Origin of the sequence: Neorhizobium tunisiense, assembly GCF_039631515.1 — a bacterium.
In the GTDB taxonomy this organism is placed as follows: domain Bacteria; phylum Pseudomonadota; class Alphaproteobacteria; order Rhizobiales; family Rhizobiaceae; genus Neorhizobium.
In genome coordinates this window covers 104,537-128,079 of sequence record NZ_JBDIUU010000007.1, presented here as the reverse complement: position 1 = coordinate 128,079, position 23,543 = coordinate 104,537, and the positions used below count along the sequence as shown (strand labels likewise).

Annotated in this window: 24 protein-coding genes; 23 read left to right on the top strand and 1 reads right to left on the bottom strand. The window is 61.0% G+C overall.

All coding sequences use genetic code 11. The annotated features are described in order from the left end of the window. The first annotated feature begins 109 nt into the window (after positions 1-109). The 15 genes from ABCW43_RS20440 to ABCW43_RS20370 all read left to right on the top strand — a co-directional run bounded on the left by ABCW43_RS20440 (position 110) and on the right by ABCW43_RS20370 (position 15,888). On the top strand, positions 110-796 hold the full coding sequence (locus ABCW43_RS20440; protein ID WP_345927812.1) for a TetR/AcrR family transcriptional regulator: 687 nt from the start codon (positions 110-112) through the stop codon (positions 794-796). 300 nt (positions 797-1,096) lie between these two features. Next, a complete protein-coding gene (locus ABCW43_RS20435; protein ID WP_345927810.1) occupies positions 1,097-2,044 on the top strand; it encodes a 4-hydroxy-tetrahydrodipicolinate synthase family protein in 948 nt (315 codons plus the stop codon). A 10-nt stretch (positions 2,045-2,054) separates the two neighbouring features. Beyond that, complete coding sequence (locus tag ABCW43_RS20430; protein ID WP_345927808.1) at positions 2,055-2,834, top strand: SDR family NAD(P)-dependent oxidoreductase; 780 nt, start codon at positions 2,055-2,057, stop codon at positions 2,832-2,834. A gap of 112 nt (positions 2,835-2,946) precedes the next feature. Then, complete coding sequence (locus ABCW43_RS20425) at positions 2,947-3,918, top strand: Bug family tripartite tricarboxylate transporter substrate binding protein (RefSeq protein ID WP_345927806.1); 972 nt, start codon at positions 2,947-2,949, stop codon at positions 3,916-3,918. A 2-nt stretch (positions 3,919-3,920) separates the two neighbouring features. Beyond that, positions 3,921-6,296, top strand: coding sequence for a molybdopterin-dependent oxidoreductase (locus ABCW43_RS20420; RefSeq protein WP_345927804.1), 2,376 nt, complete (start codon positions 3,921-3,923; stop codon positions 6,294-6,296). After that, a complete protein-coding gene (locus ABCW43_RS20415) occupies positions 6,293-6,751 on the top strand; it encodes a tripartite tricarboxylate transporter TctB family protein (RefSeq protein WP_345927802.1) in 459 nt (152 codons plus the stop codon). Before ABCW43_RS20420 ends, ABCW43_RS20415 begins: the two co-directional genes overlap by 4 nt. A gap of 10 nt (positions 6,752-6,761) precedes the next feature. Beyond that, positions 6,762-8,261 carry a tripartite tricarboxylate transporter permease gene (locus ABCW43_RS20410; RefSeq protein ID WP_345927800.1) on the top strand — a complete coding sequence of 500 codons (1,500 nt, stop codon included), beginning with the start codon at positions 6,762-6,764 and terminating at the stop codon, positions 8,259-8,261. A gap of 34 nt (positions 8,262-8,295) precedes the next feature. After that, the gene (locus ABCW43_RS20405; protein WP_345927798.1) at positions 8,296-9,552 is read left to right on the top strand and encodes an NAD(P)/FAD-dependent oxidoreductase; all 1,257 of its coding nucleotides are present in this window, start codon (positions 8,296-8,298) and stop codon (positions 9,550-9,552) included. A gap of 327 nt (positions 9,553-9,879) precedes the next feature. Continuing rightward, complete coding sequence (locus ABCW43_RS20400) at positions 9,880-10,329, top strand: acetyl-CoA carboxylase biotin carboxyl carrier protein (RefSeq protein WP_345927796.1); 450 nt, start codon at positions 9,880-9,882, stop codon at positions 10,327-10,329. Beyond that, entirely contained in the window at positions 10,329-11,708 is a 1,380-nt protein-coding gene (gene accC, locus ABCW43_RS20395) for an acetyl-CoA carboxylase biotin carboxylase subunit (RefSeq protein ID WP_345927793.1), read from the top strand. The genes ABCW43_RS20400 and accC overlap by 1 nt, the downstream gene beginning before the upstream one ends. After that, positions 11,705-12,130 carry an acetyl-CoA carboxylase gene (locus ABCW43_RS20390; RefSeq protein WP_345927791.1) on the top strand — a complete coding sequence of 142 codons (426 nt, stop codon included), beginning with the start codon at positions 11,705-11,707 and terminating at the stop codon, positions 12,128-12,130. Before accC ends, ABCW43_RS20390 begins: the two co-directional genes overlap by 4 nt. Further along, the gene (gene pxpB, locus ABCW43_RS20385) at positions 12,127-12,834 is read left to right on the top strand and encodes a 5-oxoprolinase subunit PxpB (RefSeq protein ID WP_345927789.1); all 708 of its coding nucleotides are present in this window, start codon (positions 12,127-12,129) and stop codon (positions 12,832-12,834) included. Before ABCW43_RS20390 ends, pxpB begins: the two co-directional genes overlap by 4 nt. Then, positions 12,831-13,826, top strand: coding sequence for a 5-oxoprolinase subunit C family protein (locus ABCW43_RS20380; RefSeq protein ID WP_345927787.1), 996 nt, complete (start codon positions 12,831-12,833; stop codon positions 13,824-13,826). The genes pxpB and ABCW43_RS20380 overlap by 4 nt, the downstream gene beginning before the upstream one ends. 28 nt (positions 13,827-13,854) lie before the next feature. Then, on the top strand, positions 13,855-14,622 hold the full coding sequence (locus tag ABCW43_RS20375; protein ID WP_345927785.1) for a 5-oxoprolinase subunit PxpA: 768 nt from the start codon (positions 13,855-13,857) through the stop codon (positions 14,620-14,622). A gap of 60 nt (positions 14,623-14,682) precedes the next feature. Further along, a complete protein-coding gene (locus tag ABCW43_RS20370) occupies positions 14,683-15,888 on the top strand; it encodes a pyridoxal phosphate-dependent aminotransferase (RefSeq protein ID WP_345928185.1) in 1,206 nt (401 codons plus the stop codon). A gap of 49 nt (positions 15,889-15,937) precedes the next feature. Here ABCW43_RS20370 and nac read toward each other — a convergent pair whose 3' ends face one another. Continuing rightward, the gene (gene nac / locus ABCW43_RS20365; protein WP_046642059.1) at positions 15,938-16,843 is read right to left on the bottom strand and encodes a nitrogen assimilation transcriptional regulator NAC; all 906 of its coding nucleotides are present in this window, start codon (positions 16,841-16,843) and stop codon (positions 15,938-15,940) included. 215 nt (positions 16,844-17,058) lie between these two features. Between nac and ABCW43_RS20360 the strand changes: the two genes are divergently transcribed. The 8 genes from ABCW43_RS20360 (at position 17,059) to ABCW43_RS20325 (ending at position 23,535) form a co-directional block, all read left to right on the top strand. After that, a complete protein-coding gene (locus tag ABCW43_RS20360; protein ID WP_345927782.1) occupies positions 17,059-17,841 on the top strand; it encodes an SDR family oxidoreductase in 783 nt (260 codons plus the stop codon). Beyond that, on the top strand, positions 17,838-18,545 hold the full coding sequence (locus ABCW43_RS20355; protein WP_345927780.1) for an amino acid ABC transporter permease: 708 nt from the start codon (positions 17,838-17,840) through the stop codon (positions 18,543-18,545). Before ABCW43_RS20360 ends, ABCW43_RS20355 begins: the two co-directional genes overlap by 4 nt. Beyond that, the gene (locus tag ABCW43_RS20350; RefSeq protein WP_345927778.1) at positions 18,542-19,300 is read left to right on the top strand and encodes an amino acid ABC transporter permease; all 759 of its coding nucleotides are present in this window, start codon (positions 18,542-18,544) and stop codon (positions 19,298-19,300) included. The genes ABCW43_RS20355 and ABCW43_RS20350 overlap by 4 nt, the downstream gene beginning before the upstream one ends. Further along, positions 19,297-20,064: an amino acid ABC transporter ATP-binding protein gene (locus tag ABCW43_RS20345; protein WP_345927776.1), complete on the top strand. Its 768-nt coding sequence runs from the start codon at positions 19,297-19,299 to the stop codon at positions 20,062-20,064. Before ABCW43_RS20350 ends, ABCW43_RS20345 begins: the two co-directional genes overlap by 4 nt. 38 nt (positions 20,065-20,102) lie before the next feature. Next, positions 20,103-20,939, top strand: coding sequence for an ABC transporter substrate-binding protein (locus ABCW43_RS20340; RefSeq protein ID WP_345927774.1), 837 nt, complete (start codon positions 20,103-20,105; stop codon positions 20,937-20,939). Positions 20,940-21,033: 94 nt separating this feature from the next. After that, positions 21,034-21,708 (top strand): 4-carboxy-4-hydroxy-2-oxoadipate aldolase/oxaloacetate decarboxylase, encoded by a 675-nt coding sequence (locus tag ABCW43_RS20335; RefSeq protein WP_007752169.1) that lies wholly within the window; start codon positions 21,034-21,036, stop codon positions 21,706-21,708. 56 nt (positions 21,709-21,764) lie between these two features. Further along, positions 21,765-22,532: an SDR family oxidoreductase gene (locus ABCW43_RS20330; protein ID WP_345927771.1), complete on the top strand. Its 768-nt coding sequence runs from the start codon at positions 21,765-21,767 to the stop codon at positions 22,530-22,532. A 55-nt stretch (positions 22,533-22,587) separates the two neighbouring features. Continuing rightward, entirely contained in the window at positions 22,588-23,535 is a 948-nt protein-coding gene (locus ABCW43_RS20325) for a 2-hydroxyacid dehydrogenase (protein WP_345927769.1), read from the top strand. Positions 23,536-23,543: the final 8 nt, after the last annotated feature.

Here is a 23,543-nt window from a genome sequence, read left to right as displayed (position 1 = left end):
GCCCTATTACTGCCCCCACAAATCCTCATGCTCCCCAAAATTGCGCTTGATGGGTCCTGTTGGTCCGTTACAAGACGACGATCGTCACGAAGCAAAGAATTTGGGATGTATGGCAAAAAAGGCATATAGCGGAACCTCCAAAGTCAATCGCGCGGATGAGCCTCGAGAGCGTATCGTTGCGGCCGCGCGCGAAGTATTTATTGAGCAGGGGTTCGATCTGGCGACGGTTCGCGACATCACGATGCGGGCCGACGTGAACGTTGCAGCCGTCAATTATTATTTCGGCTCCAAGGAAGAGCTCATCAGCGAGGTGCTTAACCTGATGATGGAGCCCTATACCCATGCCCGGATAGAGGCTTTGGAAAAATGCGAGGCCTCAGCCCGGCCGGGATTCCCGATCTTGGAGGAGGTCGTCGGGGCTCTTGTCCGACCTATGGTACAGTTCAGCCGCGACGCCTCGGGCGCCCGTCCCTTGACGCGGCTGATCCTGCAGGTCCGTTCGCGACCGCGTGAATCGACCAACCGTTTTTTCATACGGCGCGTCGATCCTGCCGTGTTCCGTTTTATCGACGCCTTCAGTCGAGCACTACCGGACATGCAGCGCCGCGATATTTTCTGGCGTTACAATTTTTCGATTGGCGCCATCATGCAGGTCCTGATCGATTCAGACCCGGCTTCGTACCGCCTCAAGCAGCTGTCCGGCGGCCTTTGTGACACCGACGACGACGAGGAGATCATCCGTCAGCTCTCAAGGTTTATCTGCATTGGATTTCAGGCGCCTGCCATCGGGCGATGATCCTAGGATCGGCAGGTATAGTCCGGAAATGGAAGGATATACATTGATCTCAAATAAGGCCGGAACCAAGGCGAAAATATTTTCGTGAAAATTATATTTTTTATTGAAGCCTAAGAAAAATGACTGGGCATATATTTCGATTTTAGTGAGCCTTTCTAATCACCCCTTTATCGCACGATTATTTTTCCGACATCGCCGGCCGCTGCCTGATTGTTGGGCGATTTGACCAATTAAAGTCATTGACTCCGTCCCGCCTCAAATTATGTTTCAAACACTGTTTAACATCCACGGAGTCGTGCAATGACCGCAGCTGCCCCCAAGATCACCGGATCCTTCGTTGCCTTGATCACCCCGTTTGACAAGGCAGGCACTGTCGATATGGGCGCATTCCGTGCATTGCTTTCCTTCCATGAGGAGAACAATACCTCTGCCGTCCTGATCATGGGCTCGACCGGCGAGGTATCCATGCTGTCGGCTGACGAGAAGAAGAAGATCGTCGTCGAGACGTCGAAAATGAAAACGGCCAAGATGCCGATCTTCTTTGGCTGCACCGGGAACAACACGGACGTTACGATTGAAAATGTGAAGTTCGCCAAGGATAACGGTGCGGACGGTGCCATCCTCGCCGCTCCGGCATATATCTGCGCGCCGGAAGCCGACATCGAAGCCTACTTCCTGGAAGTCGCCGATGCGACCGACCTGCCCCTCGGGCTCTACAACAACCCGCCACGGGTCAAGAGCGACCTGCATTGGGACCACCTGCTGCGCATCTTCAAGCATCCCAACTACGTCATTCACAAGGAATCCACCGCGCGCGTCGGCCAGGTTGCCCAGGTTCTCGCCGCCCGTCCGGATGTCTCGGTAATGTGCTGCGACAGCCCCAATCTTGGCCTCGTCGTTCCGACAATGAGCCTTGGCGGCCATGGCACCGCCAACATGGGCGGCAATATTGCCCCGGCCGAAATGGCGGTGATGTCACGTCCGTGGACGAGCTATGCCGAAGCCGAAGGCTTCCGCGACAACTATTTGAATCTTCTGCCGCTGCTGCACTACAATTACTCGGCCATCAATCCCGTGGCCGTGAAATCGCTGATGAAGGCTGTCGGACTGCCGGCTGGCGAACTGCGGCGGCCATTGACCGGCCTTGAAGGCGAGGCGCTCGCAAAGGGCATTCGCATCGTCCAGGATCTCGGCCTCGACAAGAAATACGGCTGGAAGCTGCAGTCCGCTTCGGCCTTGGCCGCCTGAGGCCCGGCCGATGGATCTCGGGATTTCCGGTCGCAATGCTATTGTTACCGGCGCAAGCCGGGGCATGGGCAAGGCAGCGGCGATGGCTCTCGCGCGCGAGAATGTGGATCTGACCATCATCGCCCGCACGCCCGACACACTGCAGGCGGCAGCCGCAGAAATCCGGGCGGTTACCGGTGCCCGCGTCACCACCGTCGTCGGCGATATAACCACGCTTGCCGGTCGTGAAGCCGTTCTGTCAGTCTGCCCAAAACCAGACATCCTGGTCAACAACGCCGATGGCGAACTGCCCGGCGATTTCCGCAACTGGTCTCGTGAGGACTGGTTGCGGGGCATCGATCGGATGATGCTGACACCGATCGACATGATGCGCCTGACCGTGGACGGAATGATGGAGCGCGAGTTCGGCCGTATCGTCAACATCGTGTCGCGTAGCGTCAAGATCGCTCAGGCCGAGCTTGGCATGTCCAATGCGGCACGCTCGGGCCTCGTCGGTTTCGTTGCCGGCCTGGCTCGACAGACGATCGCCCATAATGTGACGATCAACAATATTCTCCCGGGCATTGTCGCTTCGGATGGCCAGCGCCAGCATGTCGAGGTGCTTGCTCAGGAAAGCGGTCGCTCTTTCGACGAAATATGGGCCGCGCGTGCGGCACAGAATCCGGCCGGCCGCTACGGACGCCCTGAAGAAGTTGGCGCCTACATTGCCTTCCTCTGCTCGGCGAATGCCGGCTTCGTCACTGCCCAGAACCTGCTGATCGATGGCGGGCAATATCCCGGAACGTTCTGACGGTCGGAATGAAGAGATTGTCTCCCGCCGCTCGCCACCGGGAAAAATCTGCCGATGCATACAATGACTTTCGACTGCATAAATCCCTCTTGGAGCTAGAAGGAATCCATCTATGAATCGCTTCGGAACAGTATTGCTTTCTCTGTCGATGACGCTGCCGGCCGCCGGCCTCGTCAAGGCGGACGACTATCCCAGCCGGCCTGTGTCCATTGTCGTGCCTTATCCGCCTGGCGGTGCAGTCGATGGCGTTGCACGCGTTCTTGCTGCCGCGCTTTCGGTCAAGACCGGCAAGACGTTCGTGGTCGATAACCGTGCGGGCGGTGCCGGCGGCGTGGTCGGTTCGTCCGATGTGGTTAAGGCTGTTCCCGATGGATACACGCTGCTGCTGAACGCGTCGATCCATGTGGTCACGCCGCTGATCAACAAGAACGTGCCTTTCGATGTCGTCAATGACTTCACCCATGTCAGCGGCATCGCGGCCGGCCCGCTGCTCGTCACCACCAATCCGTCGGACAAGGCGAACACGCTGAAGGAGTTTTTCGCCGAGGTGAAGGCGGATCCGGAATCCTACAATTTCGCCACCTCAGGTTATGGCTCGGCTGGTCATTTGGCTGTGGAAGTCCTGAAGGGCGAAGCTGGCGTCGATACCGAAGTAGTCACCTACAAGGGGGCCGGTCCGGCACTTACCGACATGATCGGCGGCCAGGTACAACTGATCGCCGATCCGATCCTGTCGTCCCTGCCGCATGTCAAGGCAGGCCGGCTGAAGCCGCTTGCGGTGACCAGCCTGACCCGCTCACCACTCGCGCCGGATGTCCCGACCGTTGCCGAGAGCGGCATGCCGGCACTGGAAATGCTCTCCTGGTATGGCGTCTGGGCACCGAAAAATCTTGATCCAAAGGCGGCGGAATATCTCGGCAAGACCCTGCAGGATGTTGTCACCTCCACTGAATTCAAGGACAAGCTGACGGTCTTCGGCTTCGAGCCGATGTACAAGAACAGCGCCGGTCTAAAAACCTTCGTGGTTGACGAGACAAAGCGTTATGGCGAGATCGTCAAGAAGGCCGGCATCAAGGTAGAATGAAGATGACGGAGGCTCCGAAAACCACGCAACATTCGGAGCCTTCGGCAGGCCAGCGCCATGTCGCTACTCATTGGGGGTTCTACACTCACGATGGCTCGCAAGGCGGCATCCGTCCGATGGCGGGCGATCCAAACCCCGTTCAATTCGGCCAGGAGCTTCCAGCCGACAGACTTGCGCCATGCCGCATTCTCAAGCCAGCAGTCAGGCGGTCCTTCCTTGAAAATGGACCCGGTAATCGTGCCGGGCGGCGGGGAGCGGAGGCCTTTGTCGAGGTTTCCTGGGATGAAGCACTCGAACTGGTCGCCGGCGAAATCCGCCGCGTCAGGGACGAGCATGGCAACAGGGCGATTTTTTCCGGCTCCTACGGCTGGTCGAGCGCCGGGCGATTTCATCATGCGCAAAGCCAGCTGAAACGCTTTTTCAACATGAATGGCGGTTCCGTTCGTTCCGTCCAGTCCTATAGTTATGCAGCCGGCGAGGTGATCCTGCCGTACATCATCGGTTCCACCGATGGGCTGATCTCCGGCCACAGCCCATGGAACCAGATCGTCGGCCATGCGGACCTGATCGTGATGTTCGGCGGTACGCCGCTTCGCAACGCTCAGGTCAATGCCGGTGGCGTTTCCCGCCATGAAACCCGCCAGGGTCTGCTCGACTGCAAAGACGCAGGCGCCGATTTCATCAACATCGGGCCCGTCCGGGATGATGCCGCAGACGAGCTCGATGCCCGATGGATGGCTCTGAGACCGGGGACGGACGCCGCCCTGCTGCTGGCCATCGCCCACTTGCTGATCGAGGAGGATCGCCACGACAAAGCTTTCGTCGAACGTTACACCGTCGGCTTTGAAACATTACGGGATTATCTGTTCGGAAAGGTGGACGGCGTCGTCAAGGATGTCGCCTGGGCAGCCGGCATTACCGGCCTTGAAGCGCAGGATATCCGCACTCTTGCCCGGAATATGGCCTCGCGAAAAACCTTCATCATGATGGCATGGGCGCTGCAACGCGCCGACCATGGCGAACAGGCCTATTGGGCGGTAATCGCGGTCGCATCGCTGCTGGGTGGCATCGGTCTGCCCGGCGGAGGATTTGGTTTCGGTTATGCATCCGTATCGGGCATCGGCCAGCCGGCGCCGGCCGTGAAATGGCCCTCGCTACCACAAGGGCAGAACCCGGTTTCCGACTACATTCCGGTCGCCCGAATTGCCGACATGCTGCTTTCGCCGGGAGTGGAATACGACCATGACGGCAACAAACGGATCTATCCGGAAATAAGGCTGATCTATTGGGCTGGCGGCAATCCCTTTCATCATCATCAAGATCTTAATCGACTGGTCGAAGCCTGGCAGAGGCCCGAAACGATCATCGTTCACGAGCACTGGTGGAATGCCCACGCACGGCATGCCGACATCGTGTTGCCGGCCTCGACATTCCTGGAGCGCGACGATCTGGTTGCAAGCGGCCGCGACAGTTTTCTCGGATATTCGACACACACGGCGGCACCGCCTGCGGAGGTATTCTCGGATCACGAAATCCTGCGCCGCATCGCGGCACGGCTGGAGACTGAAGCGGCGTTCACCGGCGGATTGAGCGAATCCGAGTGGCTGGAAAAGCTTTACGCCGACGCGCGGGCGAACGCCGCGTCAAACGGCATTTCCTTGCCGGGTTTTTCCACCTTCCGGAATGCGGGACTGATCGAGGTGGAAAACCAAAACGCCGGCAGACCTTTCCTTGCTGCGTTTCGCGGGGATCCGTTAGCCCATCCGCTGCATACCCCGTCCGGTCTGATCGAGCTTTCCTCGAAGCGCATTGCCAGCTTCGGCTATGCCGATTGCCCCGGCCATCCGGCGTGGGTGGAACCGGTCGAATGGCTGGGCAGCAAACTGGCGGCAACCTATCCACTGCATCTCCTGTCCTGCCAGCCGCATGACAAGCTACACAGCCAGTGGGACCATGCAGCACCGTCGCGCCAGACAAAAAGCGGCGGCCGTCAGCCGGTGCGGATTCATCCCGATGACGCGTCGGCTCGCGGACTGGCGCAAGGCGAGGTGGTGACCATTTGGAACGCTCGCGGTGCGTGCCTTGCGGTCGTTGCCATCACCGATGCCGTCATGCCCGGCGTCGTGCAGTTGGCGACGGGCGCCTGGTTCGATCCGGCAGATCCTTCGAAGCCGGGGTCGCTGGAACTGAACGGCAATCCGAATGTGCTGACGCCGGATCACGGAACTTCCAGCCTCACACAGGGGCCGAGCCCGAACTCATGTCTTGTCGAGATTTCCCGCTTCAACGGCACGCCGCCAGAGGTGCGAGCCTACCGCCCGCCGGATCTGGTCCCCGATCCGCGATTGAAAGCCCCCAACGGAAAGGAATGGCCATGACCCTACGTCTCAATCCGCAATTTGCCGCAGGGCTCGTGTTCGTATTGATCGGCGCGGCTTTCCTGTTGAGCAGTCTTGATCTCTCCTATGGTACCTGGCGCAAAATCGGCCCCGGTGCATTTCCCGGCCTGGTCGCGTCGGCCTTGATTGCCATGGGGCTTATTGTCGCCTTTACGGCCAAGAAACATCACGCCGGTGAAGAACCACCGAGCCTTTATTCCTCGAAGGTCATGTTCATCATTGCAGCGATCGTGGTGTTTGGACTGGTCGTTAGGGGAGGCGGGTTGCTGCCGGCGGTCTTCTGTTGCTGTTTCATCTCCTCGTTTGCCTCACGTCCTTTCCAACCGGTGAAATCGGCGTTGTACGGGCTCGGACTCGGTGCGGCCTGCAGCCTCGCCTTCATCAAGGGGCTCGGCATGCCGATTGCGATCATCGGCCCCTGGTTCGGACTTTAGGGAAGATCACATGGAGACGCTGAACGCCCTGCTTCTCGGCTTTGACCAGGCAATCCTGCCGACCAATCTGTTCTGGTGCCTGATGGGCGCGCTGCTCGGGACCCTTGTCGGCGTCCTGCCGGGCCTCGGGCCAGCTGCCACCATGGCCATCCTCCTGCCTTTCACCATCGGCCTTGAACCGGTGACGTCGCTGATCATGATGGCCGGCATCTATTACGGTGCGCAATATGGGGGTTCGACGACGGCCATCCTTCTCAATCTGCCCGGCGAAGCATCGTCCGTGGTTACGGCGATCGACGGCTACAAGATGGCCCGTAACGGACGCGCGGGCGTGGCACTGTCGACGGCGGCGATCGGCTCGTTTTTTGCCGGGACCGTCGCCACGCTGTTGCTGGCATTGTTTGCACCCACGCTTGCCGAGATTGGATTGCTGTTTGGCCCCGCGGAGTACTTCTCGCTGATGACTCTCGGGCTTGTCGCCTCGATCGTGCTTTCGCGCGGATCGCTGCCGAAGGCGCTTGCCATGGTCTTCATCGGCATTCTGGTCGGTCTTATCGGCCAGGACGTGCAAACCGCCGCTCCGCGCTTCACGCTCGGTTTTGAAGAGATGTCGAGCGGTGTCAATTTCGTCGTGGTGGCGATGGGACTGTTCGGCATTGGCGAGTTGATCAAGGATCTGGAAACCCCGGAAAGCCGTACGGCCATCAACGCACCGTTCTTCTCGATGATCCCGTCGCGGGAAGACTGGCGCCGGATGGTTGCGCCGATCCTTCGCGGCACGGGGATAGGTTCCGTGCTGGGACTTCTGCCGGGCGGCGGCGCGCTTCTTGCCGCCTTCGCCGCCTATGCGATCGAGAAACGCGTTGCCAACCCGCCCGAAGGTTTCGGCGGCGGTGCGATCGAAGGCGTCGCAGCGCCCGAGAGCGCCAATAATGCCGGTGCACAGACCTCGTTCGTCCCGCTGCTCACGCTTGGCTTACCGGCCAATGCCGTCATGGCTTTGATGTTCGGCGCCCTGATCATGCAGGGTATCGCACCTGGTCCGACGCTGATTTCCGAACACCCTGACGTGTTCTGGGGCGTCATCGTGTCGATGTGGGTCGGCAATGTCATGCTGCTGGTCTTGAACCTGCCGCTGATCGGCATCTGGACGCGCTTGCTGACGATGCCTTTCCACTATCTCTTTCCGGCTATCGTCGTGTTCTGCTCCATCGGCGCCTTCTCGCTCAGCAACTCGGTCTTCGATCTTTGGCTGCTCGGCGCTTTCGGCGTCGCGGGCTACATCTTCGCCAAGCTCGATTGCGACCCGGCACCACTGGTGATGGGCCTCATTCTCGGGCCGATGATGGAAGAAAATTTCCGTAGAGCCATGTTCCTCGCACGTGGCAATCCCGGCATATTTGTCGATCGTCCGATTTCGGCAGGTCTGCTTGTCCTTGCCGTGCTTGCCATCGCCATGGTCGCCCTGCCGAAGATCAAAGCCGTCCGCGAAGAGGCGTTTCAGGAATGAACCAGCTTATTCTGGATAGGCAGGGTGAAACGCCATGCATGTAGCGGTCATCGGAGCGGGTATCGTCGGTGCATCGACGGCACTCGAGCTGTTGAAAGACGGGCACGAGGTTACCATCATCGAACCGGAACAGCCCGGCGGTCGCCACGCCGCGAGTTATGGCAACAGCGGCTGGCTGAGCCCCGCCTCGATCATCCCGATGTCGATGCCCGGCCTCTGGAGGAAGGTGCCTGGCTATCTTGCCGATCCTTCCGGGCCGCTGACCATCCGCTGGCGGCATCTGGTGCGCCTCGCGCCCTGGTTGCTGCGGTTCATGCTGGCCGGTTCGACTGCAGCCAAAGTTGAACGGACCGCGGGAATTCTGGCGGGCCTCCTGCACGATGCTCCGGCCCGGCATGAGGCACTGGCAGAAAAAATCGGACGGCCGGATTTCATCCGACGCAAGGGCCTGCTCTACGTATACCCGGATCGCGCGGCTTTCGACGCTGAGGCTTTTGCGTGGCGCCTGCGGCGCGACAACGGCGTTTCCTATCGAGAGCTATCCTCGGCCGAACTGTATGAACTCGAGCCGAATCTTGCGCCCCGCTACTCCTTTGCTGCCTTCGTCGAGGATGGAGGTCATTGTGTGGATCCGGGAGGCTATGTCGCAGCGATCGTGGATCATGCGGTGTATCTCGGCGCCCAGCGCATCAATGCAAGGGCGACCGGTTTCAATCTTGCCGGCAACCGGCTTTCCGGTGTCCGGACAGAGGCGGGCATCGTGGCGTGCGACAAGGCCGTTATCGCTGCCGGAATACATTCGAAAAAGCTTGCGGCGCTCGCCGGTGACACAATCCCGATGCAGAGCGAGCGCGGTTACCACGTCGTCATTCCCTATCATCTGGCCAGGGGGGAGATGCCGATCATGCCGAGCGACGGCAGGATGGGCAACAATCCGACTCTTGCCGGACTTCGCATTGCCGGACAGGTCGAGCTGGCAAGCGTCGAGGCAAGACCGAACTGGAGCCGCGCTGATATCTTGCTGAAACATGCGAGGGGAACCTATCCGGCACTGTCGGGCATATCCGAAGACAGGAATATCGATCGGTGGATGGGGCATCGTCCCTCGACTGCGGACGGCCTTCCGGTGATCGGTTTTTCGAGATCTTCCGAAGATATCGTTCATGCGTTTGGCCACGGTCACGTCGGCCTTGCGACCGGGCCGTTTAGTGGCGCGCTTGTTGCAGGCCTGATCGCTGGGCGGGAATGTGCCATCGATCTTTCAGCGCTATCCGCCGCCCGTTTTCGCTGATCTGCAAACTGCAGAATCCGATTCTGCAGGTGCGCGCTACCCAGCGTCGGTCGTCATAGCTTTATGGGTTGGTCGTTCCAGAGGTACCAACGCTTCTCGCATGGCATCATCAATCCTCTTCACGGACGCCCAAGCATTCCTGGGGAGCCATGGCGGGTGGTGCGCGACGATGGGGTTGGCTGATCGTCCCGGATGGATTCCGGAACTGAGCCAGTCCATCAAAAGTTCGTCTGACCCCATCGGCGACCCGGTCGTGTTACGGAACGTTACCGTATCACGCGACCAATCTGCAAAAGCGCGGCGGCATTTGAAATATCGAGCGCGAATATGGACCTCTCGAAGATCAAGACCCTGATCGACTTTGTCGGTCGATCGAGCATCACCGAACTCACGGTGACCGAAAAGGACCTGACGGTTCGGATTTTCCGGTCGCAGCCGACGGCGGGGGAGTTCTCCCTTGGCTTGGAGCGGGGGCAACAGCCGGTTGCGGATGCGTCGATCGCCTTGGGGCCTGACGAGTTGCCGGCTGTCGGCCAGGCGTCGGTCATTCCCGTAAAAGCGCCGGTCTCCGGCGTGCTGCATCGCAGTGCGGCACCGGGCGAGGGGCCGTTTGTCAAGCCCGGGGATGAGGTGACGGAGGGGCAGACTCTGTTCATTATCGAAGCGATGAAGGTCTTCAACAAGATCGCCGCACCGCGGTCCGGGCGCGTTGTCAGCCTGACCGAAATCGACGGCGGCGAAGTCGAGACGGGTGATCTGCTCGCGGAGATCGCGTGATGCCGGAGACGTTCGACAGTCGTCCGCGTTTCGATACGGTTCTCATTGCCAATCGCGGGGAGATCGCGACCAGGATCCAGAAAGCCTGCCGGGCATTGGGTCTCAAGACGGTCGTCGTCTATTCTGAGGCGGATCGGCAGGCGCCCTATGGCAGGACCGCCGACAGCGCCCTGTGCATCGGCCCTTCGAGCGCGGCAAAAAGTTACCTCAACAAGGATGCTCTTCTTCTGGCGGCGCGTTTGACAGGCGCCGGCGCCATCCATCCAGGTTATGGTTTTCTGTCGGAAAACGCCGCATTCGCCGATGCGGTCGAAAAGGCAGGACTGGCATTCATCGGTCCGAGCGCGTCATCAATCGAAGCGATGGGCGACAAGATTTCTGCAAAGAGAGCAATGATCGCCGCCGGAGTTCCTTGTGTCCCGGGGCCGGATACGGCGCTTGTCGACGATCCGGCCGCTATCGAGCGCCTGGCACTGGAGATCGGCTATCCCGTCATCATCAAGGCTGCCGGTGGCGGCGGCGGGCGGGGCATGCGTCTCGTGCCGGAGGCCGGTTTGCTGCAAGAGGCGGTCGCGCTCACCCGGGAGGAGGCGCAGCAGGCTTTCGGCTCGCCGTCGCTCTACATGGAAAAGTTCCTCCAGCATCCGCGTCATATCGAGATCCAGGTCCTTTGCGACACCCATGGCAACGCGGTCTGGCTCGGGCACCGGGATTGCTCGATGCAGCGCCGCCACCAAAAGGTCGTGGAAGAGGCGCCGGCACCGGGGATATCGCCGGATGTGATCGGATCCGTCGGGAGAGCCTGTGTCGAGGCCTGCCGCCAGATCGGCTACCAGGGCGTCGGAACCTTCGAATTCCTCTACGAGGACGGCGCTTTCTATTTCATCGAGATGAACACCCGGCTTCAGGTCGAGCACCCGGTCACCGAGATGACAAGCGGGATCGACATCGTCCAGGCGCAGATCAAGGTCGCTCAGGGCGATCCGCTCGATCTGGCCCAGGCTGATGTGAAATGCGAGGGCCACGCTTTCGAATGCCGCATCAATGCCGAGGATCCTGATACCTTCCTGCCGTCGGCAGGCATCATCACCGCCCTCACCCTGCCAGAAGGGCCTGGCATCCGCGTCGATACCCACATCCACCCGGGCTACAAGGTGCCACCCTATTACGACTCGCTGATCGCCAAGCTGATCGTTCATGCGCCGACGCGGGCGGAGGCGATGGCAAGGATGCGCGAGGCGCTTGCCGGGACGCGGGTGGACGGAATTTCCACCAATATTCCCTTCCTGCGCGCGCTTTTCGAGGATAGCGCGTTCGCGCGCGGCGAGACGGATATCCACTATCTCGAACAGTGGCTGAAACAGCGGAGAGCGCCATGAGTGCGATCGATTTCAGCGATCCCACGACCATCGCGCTCCTGACCGATGCACTGACGGCAGCCGGGGTGAGTGGCCTGGAAATCTCCCGGCCCGGCGGGCAGTTGCGCATCGTCGTAGCGACGGGGGAAGAGGCCCAGATCAATGTAAGCAGCACAGCGCAACCGGTCTCGGCGCCTCCGCCGGTGGTCGTCAAGGCGCCGATGGCCGGCCATTTCTGCTCGGGCAGCTCATCGCGATCGGTAGCCGCCGACCGTCTGCCGCGATCGGTTTCCGCCGCAGATGTCCTCGGCTTCCTTCGCGTCGGCCCCATCCTGCTTCCGCTTTGCGCCGGTCGTTCGGGTATTCTCACTAGGCAGCTTGCCGAGCCCGATACGTTGGTCGGCTTCGGCGATCGCTTGTTCGAGATCGAGCCTCAATCATGATTGCCACATTGAACAACCATATGCCGTTGCGCGAGATCGTACCCGCCGCCCAAGGCCGCGCTCGCGTTTCCTCGATCGGAGCCCGGTCCTTCCTGCTCGAAGCGCCGGGAGAATTCGATCTCGCCGCACAGCGCCGGATCTGGGCTCTGTCGCAGACGGTCAGAGGCTGGCCGGATATCGCGGAAATCGTTCCGGGAATGACCAACCTGCTGGCGATATTCCAGGAAGCGCCGGAGGATCCCGATGCTGTCGTGGCGCGGCTGCTGGAGGCATGGGACAATGCCCGCAGCATCGATCTGGCGGGCAAGACCATCGAAATCCCTGTTCACTATGGCGGGGAGCACGCGGTGGATCTGCCCGCGCTTTGCGACCTCGCCCGGCTGAGCGATCGTGAGGTCGTCCGTATTCATCACGAAGCGACCTACCGGGTCTTCGCCCTGGGCAGCGCTCCGGGCTTCGGTTACCTGCATGGCCTCGATCAGCGCATCTACATGCCGCGCAAGACCGTGCCGTCGTTGAAGATGGCGAAGGGCTGCGTGACCATCGGCGGCATGCAGACCGGCGTCGCGATGCTTACCGGCCCGAATGGCTGGAATTCCATTGGTTTCGCGGAACTGCAGATGTTCGACCCGGCGTCACCCACGCCGGCGATGATGGCGCCGGGCGATACGGTGCGGTTCGTGCCGGCAAGGATCGAGCTATGATCGAGATTTTGGAAACCGGCCCTTTCAATACGGTCCAGGATCTCGGGCGGCCGGGCTATCGCGATATCGGCGTTTCGGCCAGCGGCGCGATGGATCCGCTTGCCGTGAGGATCGGCAATATTCTTGTCGGGAATGACGAGGGTGCGGCCGGGATAGAGGTGCAGACCTTTCCATTCAGCCTGCGTTTCGACCGGCGGACTGTTTTCGCGGTCACGGGCGCCGATGGCGATCCGATGCTGGATGCTTTAAAATTGCTTCCCTGGTGCGCCTATGCCGCGGAGGCCGGACAGGTGCTCGAGCTGAAACATCCTCCGACATTGGCGCGCGCCTATGTCTGCATCGGCGGGGGCCTGGACGTCCCGTCGGTGATGGGATCGCGCAGCACATCCCTGCGTGGCAGCTTCGGCGGCAATGCCGGCCGGCCACTGGTAAAGGGCGATCGGCTCCCGCTCGGTAACAGCGCCGACTTTGCCCCGGTGCCGGCGAACGGCCTGGCCGTGATCGAGCCTGCCGCAGCGCTCCGGGACGCCTTTCCGGATTTCGTTGACGGCGTGCTGCCGGTCCGTGCCCTGCCTGGTGGCGAGCATGCCCTGTTTCCCGATGACGGCGACGCCTTCTGGAGCCAGACCTGGAAGATTTCTTCCCGCAGCGATCGCACGGGCTATCGTTTGTCGGGTGAGCCCATCAAGCCGACGGCCTCGATCGAGATGCGTTCACATGGGATCGTGCCCGGGGTGATCCAGGTCCCGCCCGGCGGGGAGCCAATCGTCCAGATGAGCGATGCGAACACGGCGGGGGGATATCCGAAGATTGCCGGCGTGATCGAATGCGACCTGTGGCGGCTTGGCCAGGCCCGTATTGGCAGCCGGATACGCTTCGTGCGGTCCACGCATGCGGAGGCGCGCGCGGTGGAGCAGGCTGTCGCCCGCTATGTCGAAGATGTCCGGATCACATCCGGGATGATCAAGCGCGCCTTGAGGGCGATGACCTGAAATATCGATCGGTCAAAGGGAGTTGCCGATGAAAATCGATCTGAATTCCGACATGGGGGAAGGGTTTGGCCCTTATCGGTTATGCGACGACGAGGCGATGATGAAGGTCGTGTCGTCGGCCAATATCGCCTGCGGTTTCCATGGTGGTGATCCGGATATGATGGCGCACATGGTGCGGCTTGCCAAGGCGAACGGGGTCGGTATCGGGGCACATCCGGGCCTGCCCGACCGGCTTGGCTTTGGACGGCGCGAAATGCCCTTCCAGGCGGATGAGTTGCGCCAGCAGATGCTCTATCAGCTCGGCGCGCTGATGGCGATCGCTGCGAGCGAGCGAGTTGCCGTCGGGCATATCAGCTTTCACGCGGCCATGGGCAATATGGTCAACCGCGACCCGGTGCTCGCCGACCTGATGATGGATGCCATTGCGACGGTGGATCCGGGTCTCGTCGTGTTCGTGACGCCCGAAAGCGAAATAGAACGGGCTGCCAAACGGGCACGGTTGAAGACGCTGGCGCTTTTCCTGGCGGACCGGGCCTACGATGCTGACGGCAGGCTTGTTGTCCGCGGCCTACCCGGCGCCGTGATCAAGGATGAGGGAGCGGTGCGGGCTCGGGTGCGCCGCTTCCTTCTCGACGGAACCGTCGAGACTCTCGATGGCGACACCATTGCCATGCCCGCTCGGTCAATCCTCGTCCACAGCGACACGCCGGGTTCCCTTGAACTTGCGCATATCGTCCGAAGCGAGATCGAAGCCTCGGGCGCAACGCTCGCACCGGCCGCCGAACTCGCGCTTTAGCGCATCCCGACCGCCAGCCCGGCGGTCTCCCGTTCCAATCCGTATCGAAAGATCATGTCGATGTCTTCTACCGCCGATCGCCTGAAAAACGTCTCCATATCCGCCTCGGCCGCCATGACCCAGCGCGCCCGGGAACTGGCCGCAAAGGGCATCAAGGTTGTCAGCCTCTCTTCTGGCGAGCCGGACTTCCCGACGCCGCCGCATGCCATCGAGGCGGCCCATGCCGCCGCACTTGGCGGTGATACCAAATATCCGCCGATGGACGGCACGCCGGCGCTCAAGGCAGCGATCAGCCAGAAATTCAAGCGAGACAACAATCTCGATTATGATGCCAGCCATATCGTCGTTTCAGGCGGCGGCAAGCAGGTGATCTTCAACACGATGCTCGCGACCTGCAATCCCGGCGACGAGGTTGTCATTCCGACGCCCTCCTGGGTCAGCTACGCCGATATCGTCAAGTTCGCCGGTGGCGTTCCGGTGGCGGTACCCTGTTTCGAACAGGCCGGCTTCAAGCTACGTCCGGAGGATCTCGAAGCCGCGATCACGCCGCGCACCAAATGGCTGATCCTGAACTTTCCCAACAATCCGACCGGCGCGGCCTGCTCGCGCGCCGAAATGAAGGCGATCGCGGAGGTCATGCTGCGCCATCCGGACGTGTGGATCCTGACCGACGATATCTACGAACATCTGGTCTATGACGGTTTCGAATTCTGTACCATCGTAGACGCGGAACCCCGGCTCTATGATCGTGTCCTGACCATGAACGGGGTCTCGAAGGCCTACGCCATGACCGGCTGGCGGCTCGGCTTCTGCGCCAGCGGCTCCAAGGAACTCATCGGTGCAATCAGCAACGTCAACGGGCAGAACGGCGGTGGTATTTCGACGGTGACGCAGGCGGCGGCCATCGCGGCGCTGAACGGGCCTCAGGATCTCCTGAAGGAGCGGGCCGCGATCTACCGCGAGAGGCGCGACTTCGTCCTCGACCGCCTGTCGCAGGTGGAGGGATTGCGTTGCCACAAGCCCGAGGGCGCGTTCTACCTCTATCCCAACATGTCCGGCTTGATCGGCAAGACCAGCAAGGGTGGGCGGAAGATCGAGACCGACATCGATTTCGTCATGGCTCTCGTGGATGAACATCATGTGGCGACCGTACAAGGTGCGGCTTACGGCATGAGCCCCCATTTCCGCATTTCCTACGCAACGAGCATGGAAATGCTGGACGAGGGATGCGCGCGGATCGCCCAGTTCTGCAGGGACATGCGCTGACGCTTGTTCGATGATCCGGCGCGGTCGCGCGTCGTGCCGGAGCCCCGCCTTACGCCCTAAGCCGCGCGGTCAGCTCGAGAAGGATATCCTTGACCGCCAATGCCGGCTCGGAAAGTGAGTTCTGTTCGGCAACGCAGAGCGACAGGGTTTCCTCGATCCGCGGGGAAACGAGCCGGCAGATCAGCGGCTCGCTTGATTCCGTCACGATACGGTCGGCGATGGCTTTCGGCATGATGGTCGCTCCGAGACCGCTGCCCACGGCGCGCGCCAATGTCCTGACGATTTCCACTTCAGCCACGACCTTCAGGTTGATCCGGCTGCGCGTGAACGCGGTATCGACCGCACGGCGAACGAAGTTGTAAGCGGGCGGCATCAGAAGCGGCAAACCGTCGAGAGCGGTAACCGCAACGGGCTTGTTATCCGCTTCGATCGCAAAATCGCGGTGGGCGACAAGATAGAATTCTTCGCTGAGGATCGGCTCGAACCGCACGCCCTTGATCGGCCCGGCCCCATGGATCAGAGCCATTTCCAGGCGGCCGTTCATGATCATCTGACTGTAGGTCTGGCCGACGCTTTCTGTGAGATGGAGCAGGATGCCGGGATGGCGTCTGCGCGTTTCGGCCAGCAGGTCGACGGACAGCGTCGCGGCACTGCTGAACGGCACGAGCCCCACGGAAACGCGCCCGGCAAGCGAGTTGCCGGCAGCGGAAGCGTCCGCCTGTGCCTGCTCCATCTGGCGAAGAATGATCTGCGCATGGCGGTACACCGCATGCCCCGCATCGGTCATGCTGACGCCCTGCTGGCTGCGGATCAGCAGCTTCTGACCGAAATGCTCTTCCAGCGCCGCCAACTGCTGGCTGAGCGCGGGCTGCGCGATATGCAGCAGGTCGGCGGCGCGCGTGATGCTGCCGCTGTCGACGATCACGATGAAGGATTTGAGGCGTCTGATGTCCATTCGGATTTTTGTCTTTTTGTCTTGAGCAGACGTATGTTTGCAGACGCGATCTTCTTTTGCAACGCCGCCGACCGCGATCTCGCCCGGTGACAGTCCCCCCGCCGACGTTGCGGGATCGAGACTCCATAGCCGTTGCTTATTGCTCCACAAATAATCGGTCTTAGGCAAGAGATTAAAGGTTCGCTACTGTCTGCGGCAACAACAAGGGGATCCGAATGCCATTCTCCGATTACAAAACCGCACTGGTTACCGGCGCTTCCTCCGGTATCGGCGCCGCTGTGGTGGAGCGGCTTCGCCGTGAGAATATCGAGGTCCACGCAATCGCCCGCAGTGGCGATGCCCTCCAGGATCTGGCCAAGCGCACGGGCTGCATCGCGCATGTCATAGACGTCACCAACCGGCCGGCACTCGCCGAGCTCACCGGTCGCGTCGAGTTCGATATTCTTGTCAACAACGCCGGCGTCGACCGGCCGAAGAAATTCCTGGAAGCGGACGAGGGCGATATCGACCTCCTCGTTGATGTCAATCTCCGTGCGGTCCTGCACATCTGCCGCATGATTGTGCCGGGAATGGTCGCTCGCGATCGAGGCCATGTCATCAACATTTCCTCGATCGCCGGCAACTACAATTTCGGCGGCAACTCCATCTATCACGCCGTCAAAGCCGGCGTCGCCATGTTATCGAACCAGTTGCGCATCGATGCTTTCGGCAAGCGCGTACGGGTGACCGAAATCTGCCCCGGGCGCGTCGCGACGGACATTTTCAATCATGTGCACGGCAACGATCCCAGTATCCGGGAACGGTTCATTGACGGTTTCGAACTGCCGCAGGCAGCCGATATCGCCGACGCGATAGCGTTCGCGATTGCCGCGCCGGTCGCGGTCAATATCGGCCACATGGAGATCACGCCGACATTGCAGGTCATGGGCGGCTTGCAGACGGCACGGCCGCAGCCGGCTCCGGCAGGTCCGGACAGTTCCAAGGAGTCGGGGCGGTGAACGGGTTCGATCTCTCGGCCATCCTGAGGAACCCCGAATATACCGCGATGCTCTTGCACGGCATCGAGATGACCTTTGTCATCTATATCGGCTCGTGGCTGCTGGCCATCACGCTCGCGCTCCTGCTTCTGTGCATCCGGTTTTCGCCGCTCCGCTTCGGCGACAGGGCCGTGGCGGCCTATGTCTCCTATCACCGGAACGTGCCGACGCTCGTCCAGCTGATGCTGTGGTATTTCGGGATTTTCACCCTGTTCCCCGCGGGCTTGACCTCCTGGCTTGCGGCCCACAATGCCGAAGCGATCTTCGCCGTCATTGGCCTCGGCCTGTGCCAGGCGGCCTATTTCAGCGAGGACCTGCGGTCCGGCCTTCGCTCCGTAAGCCCGGGCCAGATGGAAGCCGCCAAGGCTCTCGGGCACAGCTATATCTCCGCGATGCGTTTCGTGATCATGCCGCAGGGCGTGCGCAATGCGCTTCCTCCGCTGATCAACCACAGTGTTTCCCTGTTCAAGAATAGCAGCCTCGCCATCGTCATCGGTGCGTCCGAACTGACGCATGCCGTGAAGGAAGTTGAAAATCTGAGCTTCCGCACCTTCGAAATCTACCTGATCGGTACGGTTCTCTACCTGTTCTTCTCGCTCCTGATCATGAGCGCCGGCGCTTATCTCTCGATGCGCGCCGACCCTGTCCGGAGTGCACGCGCATGATCCACGATATCATCGCCATCATCCAGGACTACTGGCTTCTGCTGCTGATCGGTCAATATCCGAACGGACCGCTCGGCGGACTTGCAAATACGCTGATCCTGTCGGCGCTCAGCATCGCGCTCGCCTTCCCGGTCAGCATTATGCTTGCGCTGGCGCGGCTGTCGAAATGGCGGCTGCTGCGGTGGCCGGTCACCGCACTCGTCTACATAACCCGCGGTGTGCCGCTCCTGATGCTCATCCTCTGGAGTTACTTCCTCGTCCCGCTTTGGACCGGGGCAGACGTGCCGAGCTTCGTGACGATGCTGACCACGCTCGTCGTCTACCAGGGCGCTTTCCTCAGCGAGGTCGTGCGCGCCGGTATTGTGGCACTCGGCAGCGGCCAGATGGATGCCGCCCGTGCGCTCGGGCACAGCTCTCTCGGAGCGATGCGCTTCATCATTCTTCCGCAGGCGCTCTACAACATGATCCCGAGCATCATCTCGACCTTCGTGTCGACGATAAAGGACACGACGCTCGGATATGTCATCAATGTCCCGGACCTGACGTTCGCGGCAAGCCAGGTCAACAACCAGCTTCTGACGCAGCCCTTCCAGGTCTTCTTCATCCTCGCGGTCGTCTACTACGCGATCTGCTGGAGCCTGACGCACGTCGCCAACATCGTCGAGCGCCGCATAACGCGGCGCCGTGCGGGTCTGTCTGGCGGCGCCGCGCCGGTGGAACTCGTGCCGGTCAAAATCATATCGGAGCAGCTATGAGCACCTCAGCAGCGGAGATCCAGCAGGTGCAGACGATCCGCCTTTCGGACGTTTGCAAAAGCTATGGCGACTATCCGGTCCTCAAGAATATCGAGGCGCAAGTCGCCCGAGGCGAGGTGGTGGTGATCTGCGGGCCTTCCGGTTCGGGCAAATCGACCCTGATCCGCACGATCAACCGTCTTGAGGAGATCAACAGCGGATCGATCACCCTCGATGGACAGAACATTCATGCGGCGATGCGGACGAGGGAACTCAATCTGCTGCGCAGCAGGATCGGTTTCGTATTCCAGAACTTCAATCTGTTCCCGCATCTCTCCGTCGTAGAAAATGTGTCGATGTCGCCGATCCGCGTGAAGGGCGTGGCCGCGGATGTCGCCCATGACAAGGCGCTCAAGCTTCTCGATCGCGTCGGGCTCGCCGACAAGGCGAGGGCCTATCCCGGCCAGCTGTCGGGTGGCCAGCAGCAGCGGGTAGCGATAGCGCGCGCACTCGCCATGGAGCCACCGGTCATGCTTTTCGACGAGCCAACCAGCGCGCTCGATCCGGAAATGGTGGGCGAGGTGCTGGCGGTCATGAAGAGCCTGGCAGCCGAAGGCATGACCATGATCTGCGTCACGCATGAAATGGGCTTCGCCCGCGATGTCGCCGACCGCATCTGGTTCATCGATGCCGGGCAGATCCTAGAGACGGCCCCGCCCGAGGAGTTTTTCAAGAGCCCCCGCCATCCCCGTGCTCAGCGGTTCCTCGCCGATCTGCGCCATTGATACTCACGACCAACGACCAACAACAAAGGAGAACAGCAATGAACTGGAAATTCGTCACTCTCACCGCTGTGCTGGCAGGCGCCGCGGCGGCCTTACCGGCAAAGGCGGACCAACTCGACACGATCATGTCGGCCAAGACGCTTCGCTGCGCGACGTTCGCAGACGTGGTGCCCTTTGCAGCACCCGACCCGAAGACGCGCGAAATGGCCGGCTTCGACGTCGATCTCTGCAATGCGATCGCCAAGGAACTGGGCGTCAAGGCCGAAATCAAGCCGGTTTCGGTTGAAGCGCGCGTGCCGGAAGTCAAGCTCGGCCGCGTGGACATTACGGTTGCCAATCTTGCCTATACGCTGAGCCGCGCCGAGCAGATCCAGTTCAGCGATCCCTACTATCTCGCCAAGGAAATGCTGATCGTCCCGGCCGATGACCCCGGCAAGAAGAAGGCCGACTACGAAGGCCAGCGCATCGCCTCGACCAAGGGATCGACTTCGGAAATGTCGATCAAGCTCAACAAGTCCGAGCCGCTGACCTTCCAGGATACCGCATCCGCCTATCTCGCCGTCCAGCAGGGCAAGGCGCGCGGCATGGTGGCGAATACGATGACGACGACCAAGTTCGTCAACGAATCCAAGACCAAGGGCAAGGAAATGCGGATGATCGAGGATCCGATGCTGTTCCAGCCGATCGGCATCGGCATGGCAAAGGACAATCCGGCGCTGACTGCCAAGATCAACGAGGTGCTCCGCAAGCTCGATACGTCCGGCGAGCTCAACAAGATCTGGGACAAGTGGCTTGGCCCGAATACCGAATACAAGATGACGCGTAACGACAAGGTCGTACCGCTTTCCGAACTGAAGTTCGACCCGATCCCCTGAGGCCTTTGGCCCAGGTACTCCATCCAATTGCAAATCACCGAAGACTGCAGGCGGCGGGGCGTGCCCGCCGTCGGCCCAACCGTGGGAGGTTTCCATGATCCACATAAAAGATATCGCCGAACGGCCAAGCAAAGCCGATATCGAGGCACTTTCCAAATTTTCACCGGCTACCATCCACGAAGCGCAGGGGCGCCGCGGAGCACTTTCCTCCCGCTTGAAGCCGGTGGACTACCGGATGAAGTTATGCGGCCCGGCTTTCACGGTCAAATGCGCGCCGCGTGACAACATCATGCTTCAGCTCGCAATCAACTATGCAAAGCCGGGTGACATCATCGTCGTCTCCGCCGGCGAATACGAAGAAGCCGGCTCGTTTGGTGACGTTCTCGCCAATGCCTGCCTGGCAAAGGGCATCGGCGGCCTGGTGACCGACACGGGCGTGCGAGACACGCTGCAGCTGAGGGACCTCGGCTTTCCGGTCTTCTCCCTGAGCGTCTGCATCAAGGGTACCGTCAAGGAAACCATTGCGGCGGTAAACGACACGATCATCGTCGGCGGCGAAACAATCAATCCGGGCGACATCATCGTTGGCGATGCCGACGGACTGGTCGTTGTCCGCCGCGCGGAAGCACAGGAGGCCGCAAGGCTTTCGCAGGCCCGCGAGGACGCAGAAGCCGGCTATATCGCAGCCTACAAGCAGGGCAAGTCGGTGATCGAGGTCAGCAATCTGGAGCCGGTGCTAAAAGCCAAGGGCCTGGTCGTCGATATCTGAGCCCCGCCCGCAATCGTCGCATCAAGCGACGTTCTTCCTTTCGGAAAGAGGTTTGAATGACCTTCCCATTATTTGATCTTTCTGGCCGACGAGCGTTGGTGACGGGTTCATCGCAGGGCATCGGTTTTGCCCTGGCGAAGGGATTGGCGGAGCATCGGGCCTCGGTCGTGCTGAACGGCCGCGACCCGGTGAAGCTTCAGGCCGCCGCCGATAGCCTGAAGAATGAAGGCTATGAGGCAAGGGTTTCCGATTTCGACGTCACCGACCCCGATGCCGTCAAACGCGGCGTCGATGCGATCGAGGCCGAAGTCGGTCCGATCGATATCCTGGTCAACAATGCCGGCATGCAGTTCCGCAGCCCGCTGGAGGAATTTCCGGTCGATCGCTGGGAACAGCTCATGAAGACCAACGTCTCCAGTGTCTTCTACGTTGGCCAGGCGGTGGCACGCCACATGATCGGCCGCGGGCAGGGCAAGATCGTCAATGTCGCCTCGGTGCAGAGCGAGTTGGCCCGTCCCGGCATCGCGCCCTATACCGCCACCAAGGGCGCGGTGAAGAACCTGACGCGCGGCATGTGCGCCGACTGGGCAAAACATGGGCTGCAGATCAACGCCATCGCCCCCGGCTACTTCAAGACGCCCCTGAACCAGGCGCTGGTCGACAGCCCGGAATTCTCGTCCTGGCTGGAGAAACGAACCCCTGCCGCGCGCTGGGGCAATGTCGAGGAACTGGTCGGGGCAGCGGTTTTTCTCGCCGGCAAGGCTTCCTCCTTCATCAACGGACACACGCTCTATGTCGATGGCGGCATCACCACCTGCCTTTAGGGAAGTCCGCCACGGGCAGTGACAAACCATCATCTCTATCGCAACGGAGGAAACAATGGCCAAGCCGGACATCCTGCTCGTCGGCCCTTACCCGGAATGGGATCTCGTCGAGCTGGAAGCGCAGTACAACGTGCTGAAGCTCTACGAGGCTGAAGACCGCGATACATTCGTTCAGGATCACGCGGGCGGCATTCGCGCCATCGCTACGCGGGGCGAGCTCGGGGCCTCCGCGGACCTGATCGGCAAGTTGCCGAAGCTGGAGATCGTCTCGGTCTACGGTGTCGGCTACGACACAGTCGATCTCGACGCCTGCCGGGCACGCGGCATCCGGGTCACCAATACTCCCGACGTGCTCACCAACGACGTCGCCGACCTTGGTGTCGCGATGATGCTGGTCCAGTCGCGCGGCATGATCGGCGCGGAAACCTGGGTGAAGGACGGAAGCTGGGGGACAAAGGGTCTTTATCCGCTGAAGCGCCGTGTCTGGGGTCGGAAGGTGGGCGTGCTCGGCCTCGGCCGCATCGGTTTCGAGGTCGCCAAGCGCCTCAAGGGCTTCGACATGGACATCGCCTATAGCGACGTCGCGGAGAAGCCGTATGGTGAAGGTATGACGTTCATTCCCGATCCGGTCGAGCTTGCCCGGCGTTCGGACTTCCTGTTCGTGACGCTGGCGGCCTCGACCGTCACGCGCCATATTGTTTCGAGGCAAGTGATTGAAGCCCTCGGCCCGGACGGCATGCTGATCAATATCTCGCGTGCTTCCAATATCGACGAGGAAGCGCTGCTCGAGGCGCTGGAAAGCGGCGCGCTGGGGTCTGCGGCACTCGATGTCTTCGAAGCCGAGCCGAAGCTCAATCCGCGTTTCCTGAAACTCGACAATGTGCTGGTGCAGCCGCACCATGCGTCCGGCACGATCGAGACCCGCAAGGCCATGGGCAAGCTGGTGCGCGACAATCTCGCCGCCCATTTTGCCGGTGCTGCCCTGCCCACTCCCGTCATCTGAGGATACGC

Coding starts and splice junctions, on each gene's coding strand:
- ABCW43_RS20440 (WP_345927812.1), top strand. CDS start 110: ATGGCAAAAAAGGCATATAGCGGAACCTCCAAAGTCAATCGCGCGGAT.
- ABCW43_RS20435 (WP_345927810.1), top strand. CDS start 1,097: ATGACCGCAGCTGCCCCCAAGATCACCGGATCCTTCGTTGCCTTGATC.
- ABCW43_RS20430 (WP_345927808.1), top strand. CDS start 2,055: ATGGATCTCGGGATTTCCGGTCGCAATGCTATTGTTACCGGCGCAAGC.
- ABCW43_RS20425 (WP_345927806.1), top strand. CDS start 2,947: ATGAATCGCTTCGGAACAGTATTGCTTTCTCTGTCGATGACGCTGCCG.
- ABCW43_RS20420 (WP_345927804.1), top strand. CDS start 3,921: ATGACGGAGGCTCCGAAAACCACGCAACATTCGGAGCCTTCGGCAGGC.
- ABCW43_RS20415 (WP_345927802.1), top strand. CDS start 6,293: ATGACCCTACGTCTCAATCCGCAATTTGCCGCAGGGCTCGTGTTCGTA.
- ABCW43_RS20410 (WP_345927800.1), top strand. CDS start 6,762: ATGGAGACGCTGAACGCCCTGCTTCTCGGCTTTGACCAGGCAATCCTG.
- ABCW43_RS20405 (WP_345927798.1), top strand. CDS start 8,296: ATGCATGTAGCGGTCATCGGAGCGGGTATCGTCGGTGCATCGACGGCA.
- ABCW43_RS20400 (WP_345927796.1), top strand. CDS start 9,880: ATGGACCTCTCGAAGATCAAGACCCTGATCGACTTTGTCGGTCGATCG.
- accC (WP_345927793.1), top strand. CDS start 10,329: ATGCCGGAGACGTTCGACAGTCGTCCGCGTTTCGATACGGTTCTCATT.
- ABCW43_RS20390 (WP_345927791.1), top strand. CDS start 11,705: ATGAGTGCGATCGATTTCAGCGATCCCACGACCATCGCGCTCCTGACC.
- pxpB (WP_345927789.1), top strand. CDS start 12,127: ATGATTGCCACATTGAACAACCATATGCCGTTGCGCGAGATCGTACCC.
- ABCW43_RS20380 (WP_345927787.1), top strand. CDS start 12,831: ATGATCGAGATTTTGGAAACCGGCCCTTTCAATACGGTCCAGGATCTC.
- ABCW43_RS20375 (WP_345927785.1), top strand. CDS start 13,855: ATGAAAATCGATCTGAATTCCGACATGGGGGAAGGGTTTGGCCCTTAT.
- ABCW43_RS20370 (WP_345928185.1), top strand. CDS start 14,683: ATGTCTTCTACCGCCGATCGCCTGAAAAACGTCTCCATATCCGCCTCG.
- nac (WP_046642059.1), bottom strand. CDS start 16,843: ATGGACATCAGACGCCTCAAATCCTTCATCGTGATCGTCGACAGCGGC.
- ABCW43_RS20360 (WP_345927782.1), top strand. CDS start 17,059: ATGCCATTCTCCGATTACAAAACCGCACTGGTTACCGGCGCTTCCTCC.
- ABCW43_RS20350 (WP_345927778.1), top strand. CDS start 18,542: ATGATCCACGATATCATCGCCATCATCCAGGACTACTGGCTTCTGCTG.
- ABCW43_RS20345 (WP_345927776.1), top strand. CDS start 19,297: ATGAGCACCTCAGCAGCGGAGATCCAGCAGGTGCAGACGATCCGCCTT.
- ABCW43_RS20340 (WP_345927774.1), top strand. CDS start 20,103: ATGAACTGGAAATTCGTCACTCTCACCGCTGTGCTGGCAGGCGCCGCG.
- ABCW43_RS20335 (WP_007752169.1), top strand. CDS start 21,034: ATGATCCACATAAAAGATATCGCCGAACGGCCAAGCAAAGCCGATATC.
- ABCW43_RS20330 (WP_345927771.1), top strand. CDS start 21,765: ATGACCTTCCCATTATTTGATCTTTCTGGCCGACGAGCGTTGGTGACG.
- ABCW43_RS20325 (WP_345927769.1), top strand. CDS start 22,588: ATGGCCAAGCCGGACATCCTGCTCGTCGGCCCTTACCCGGAATGGGAT.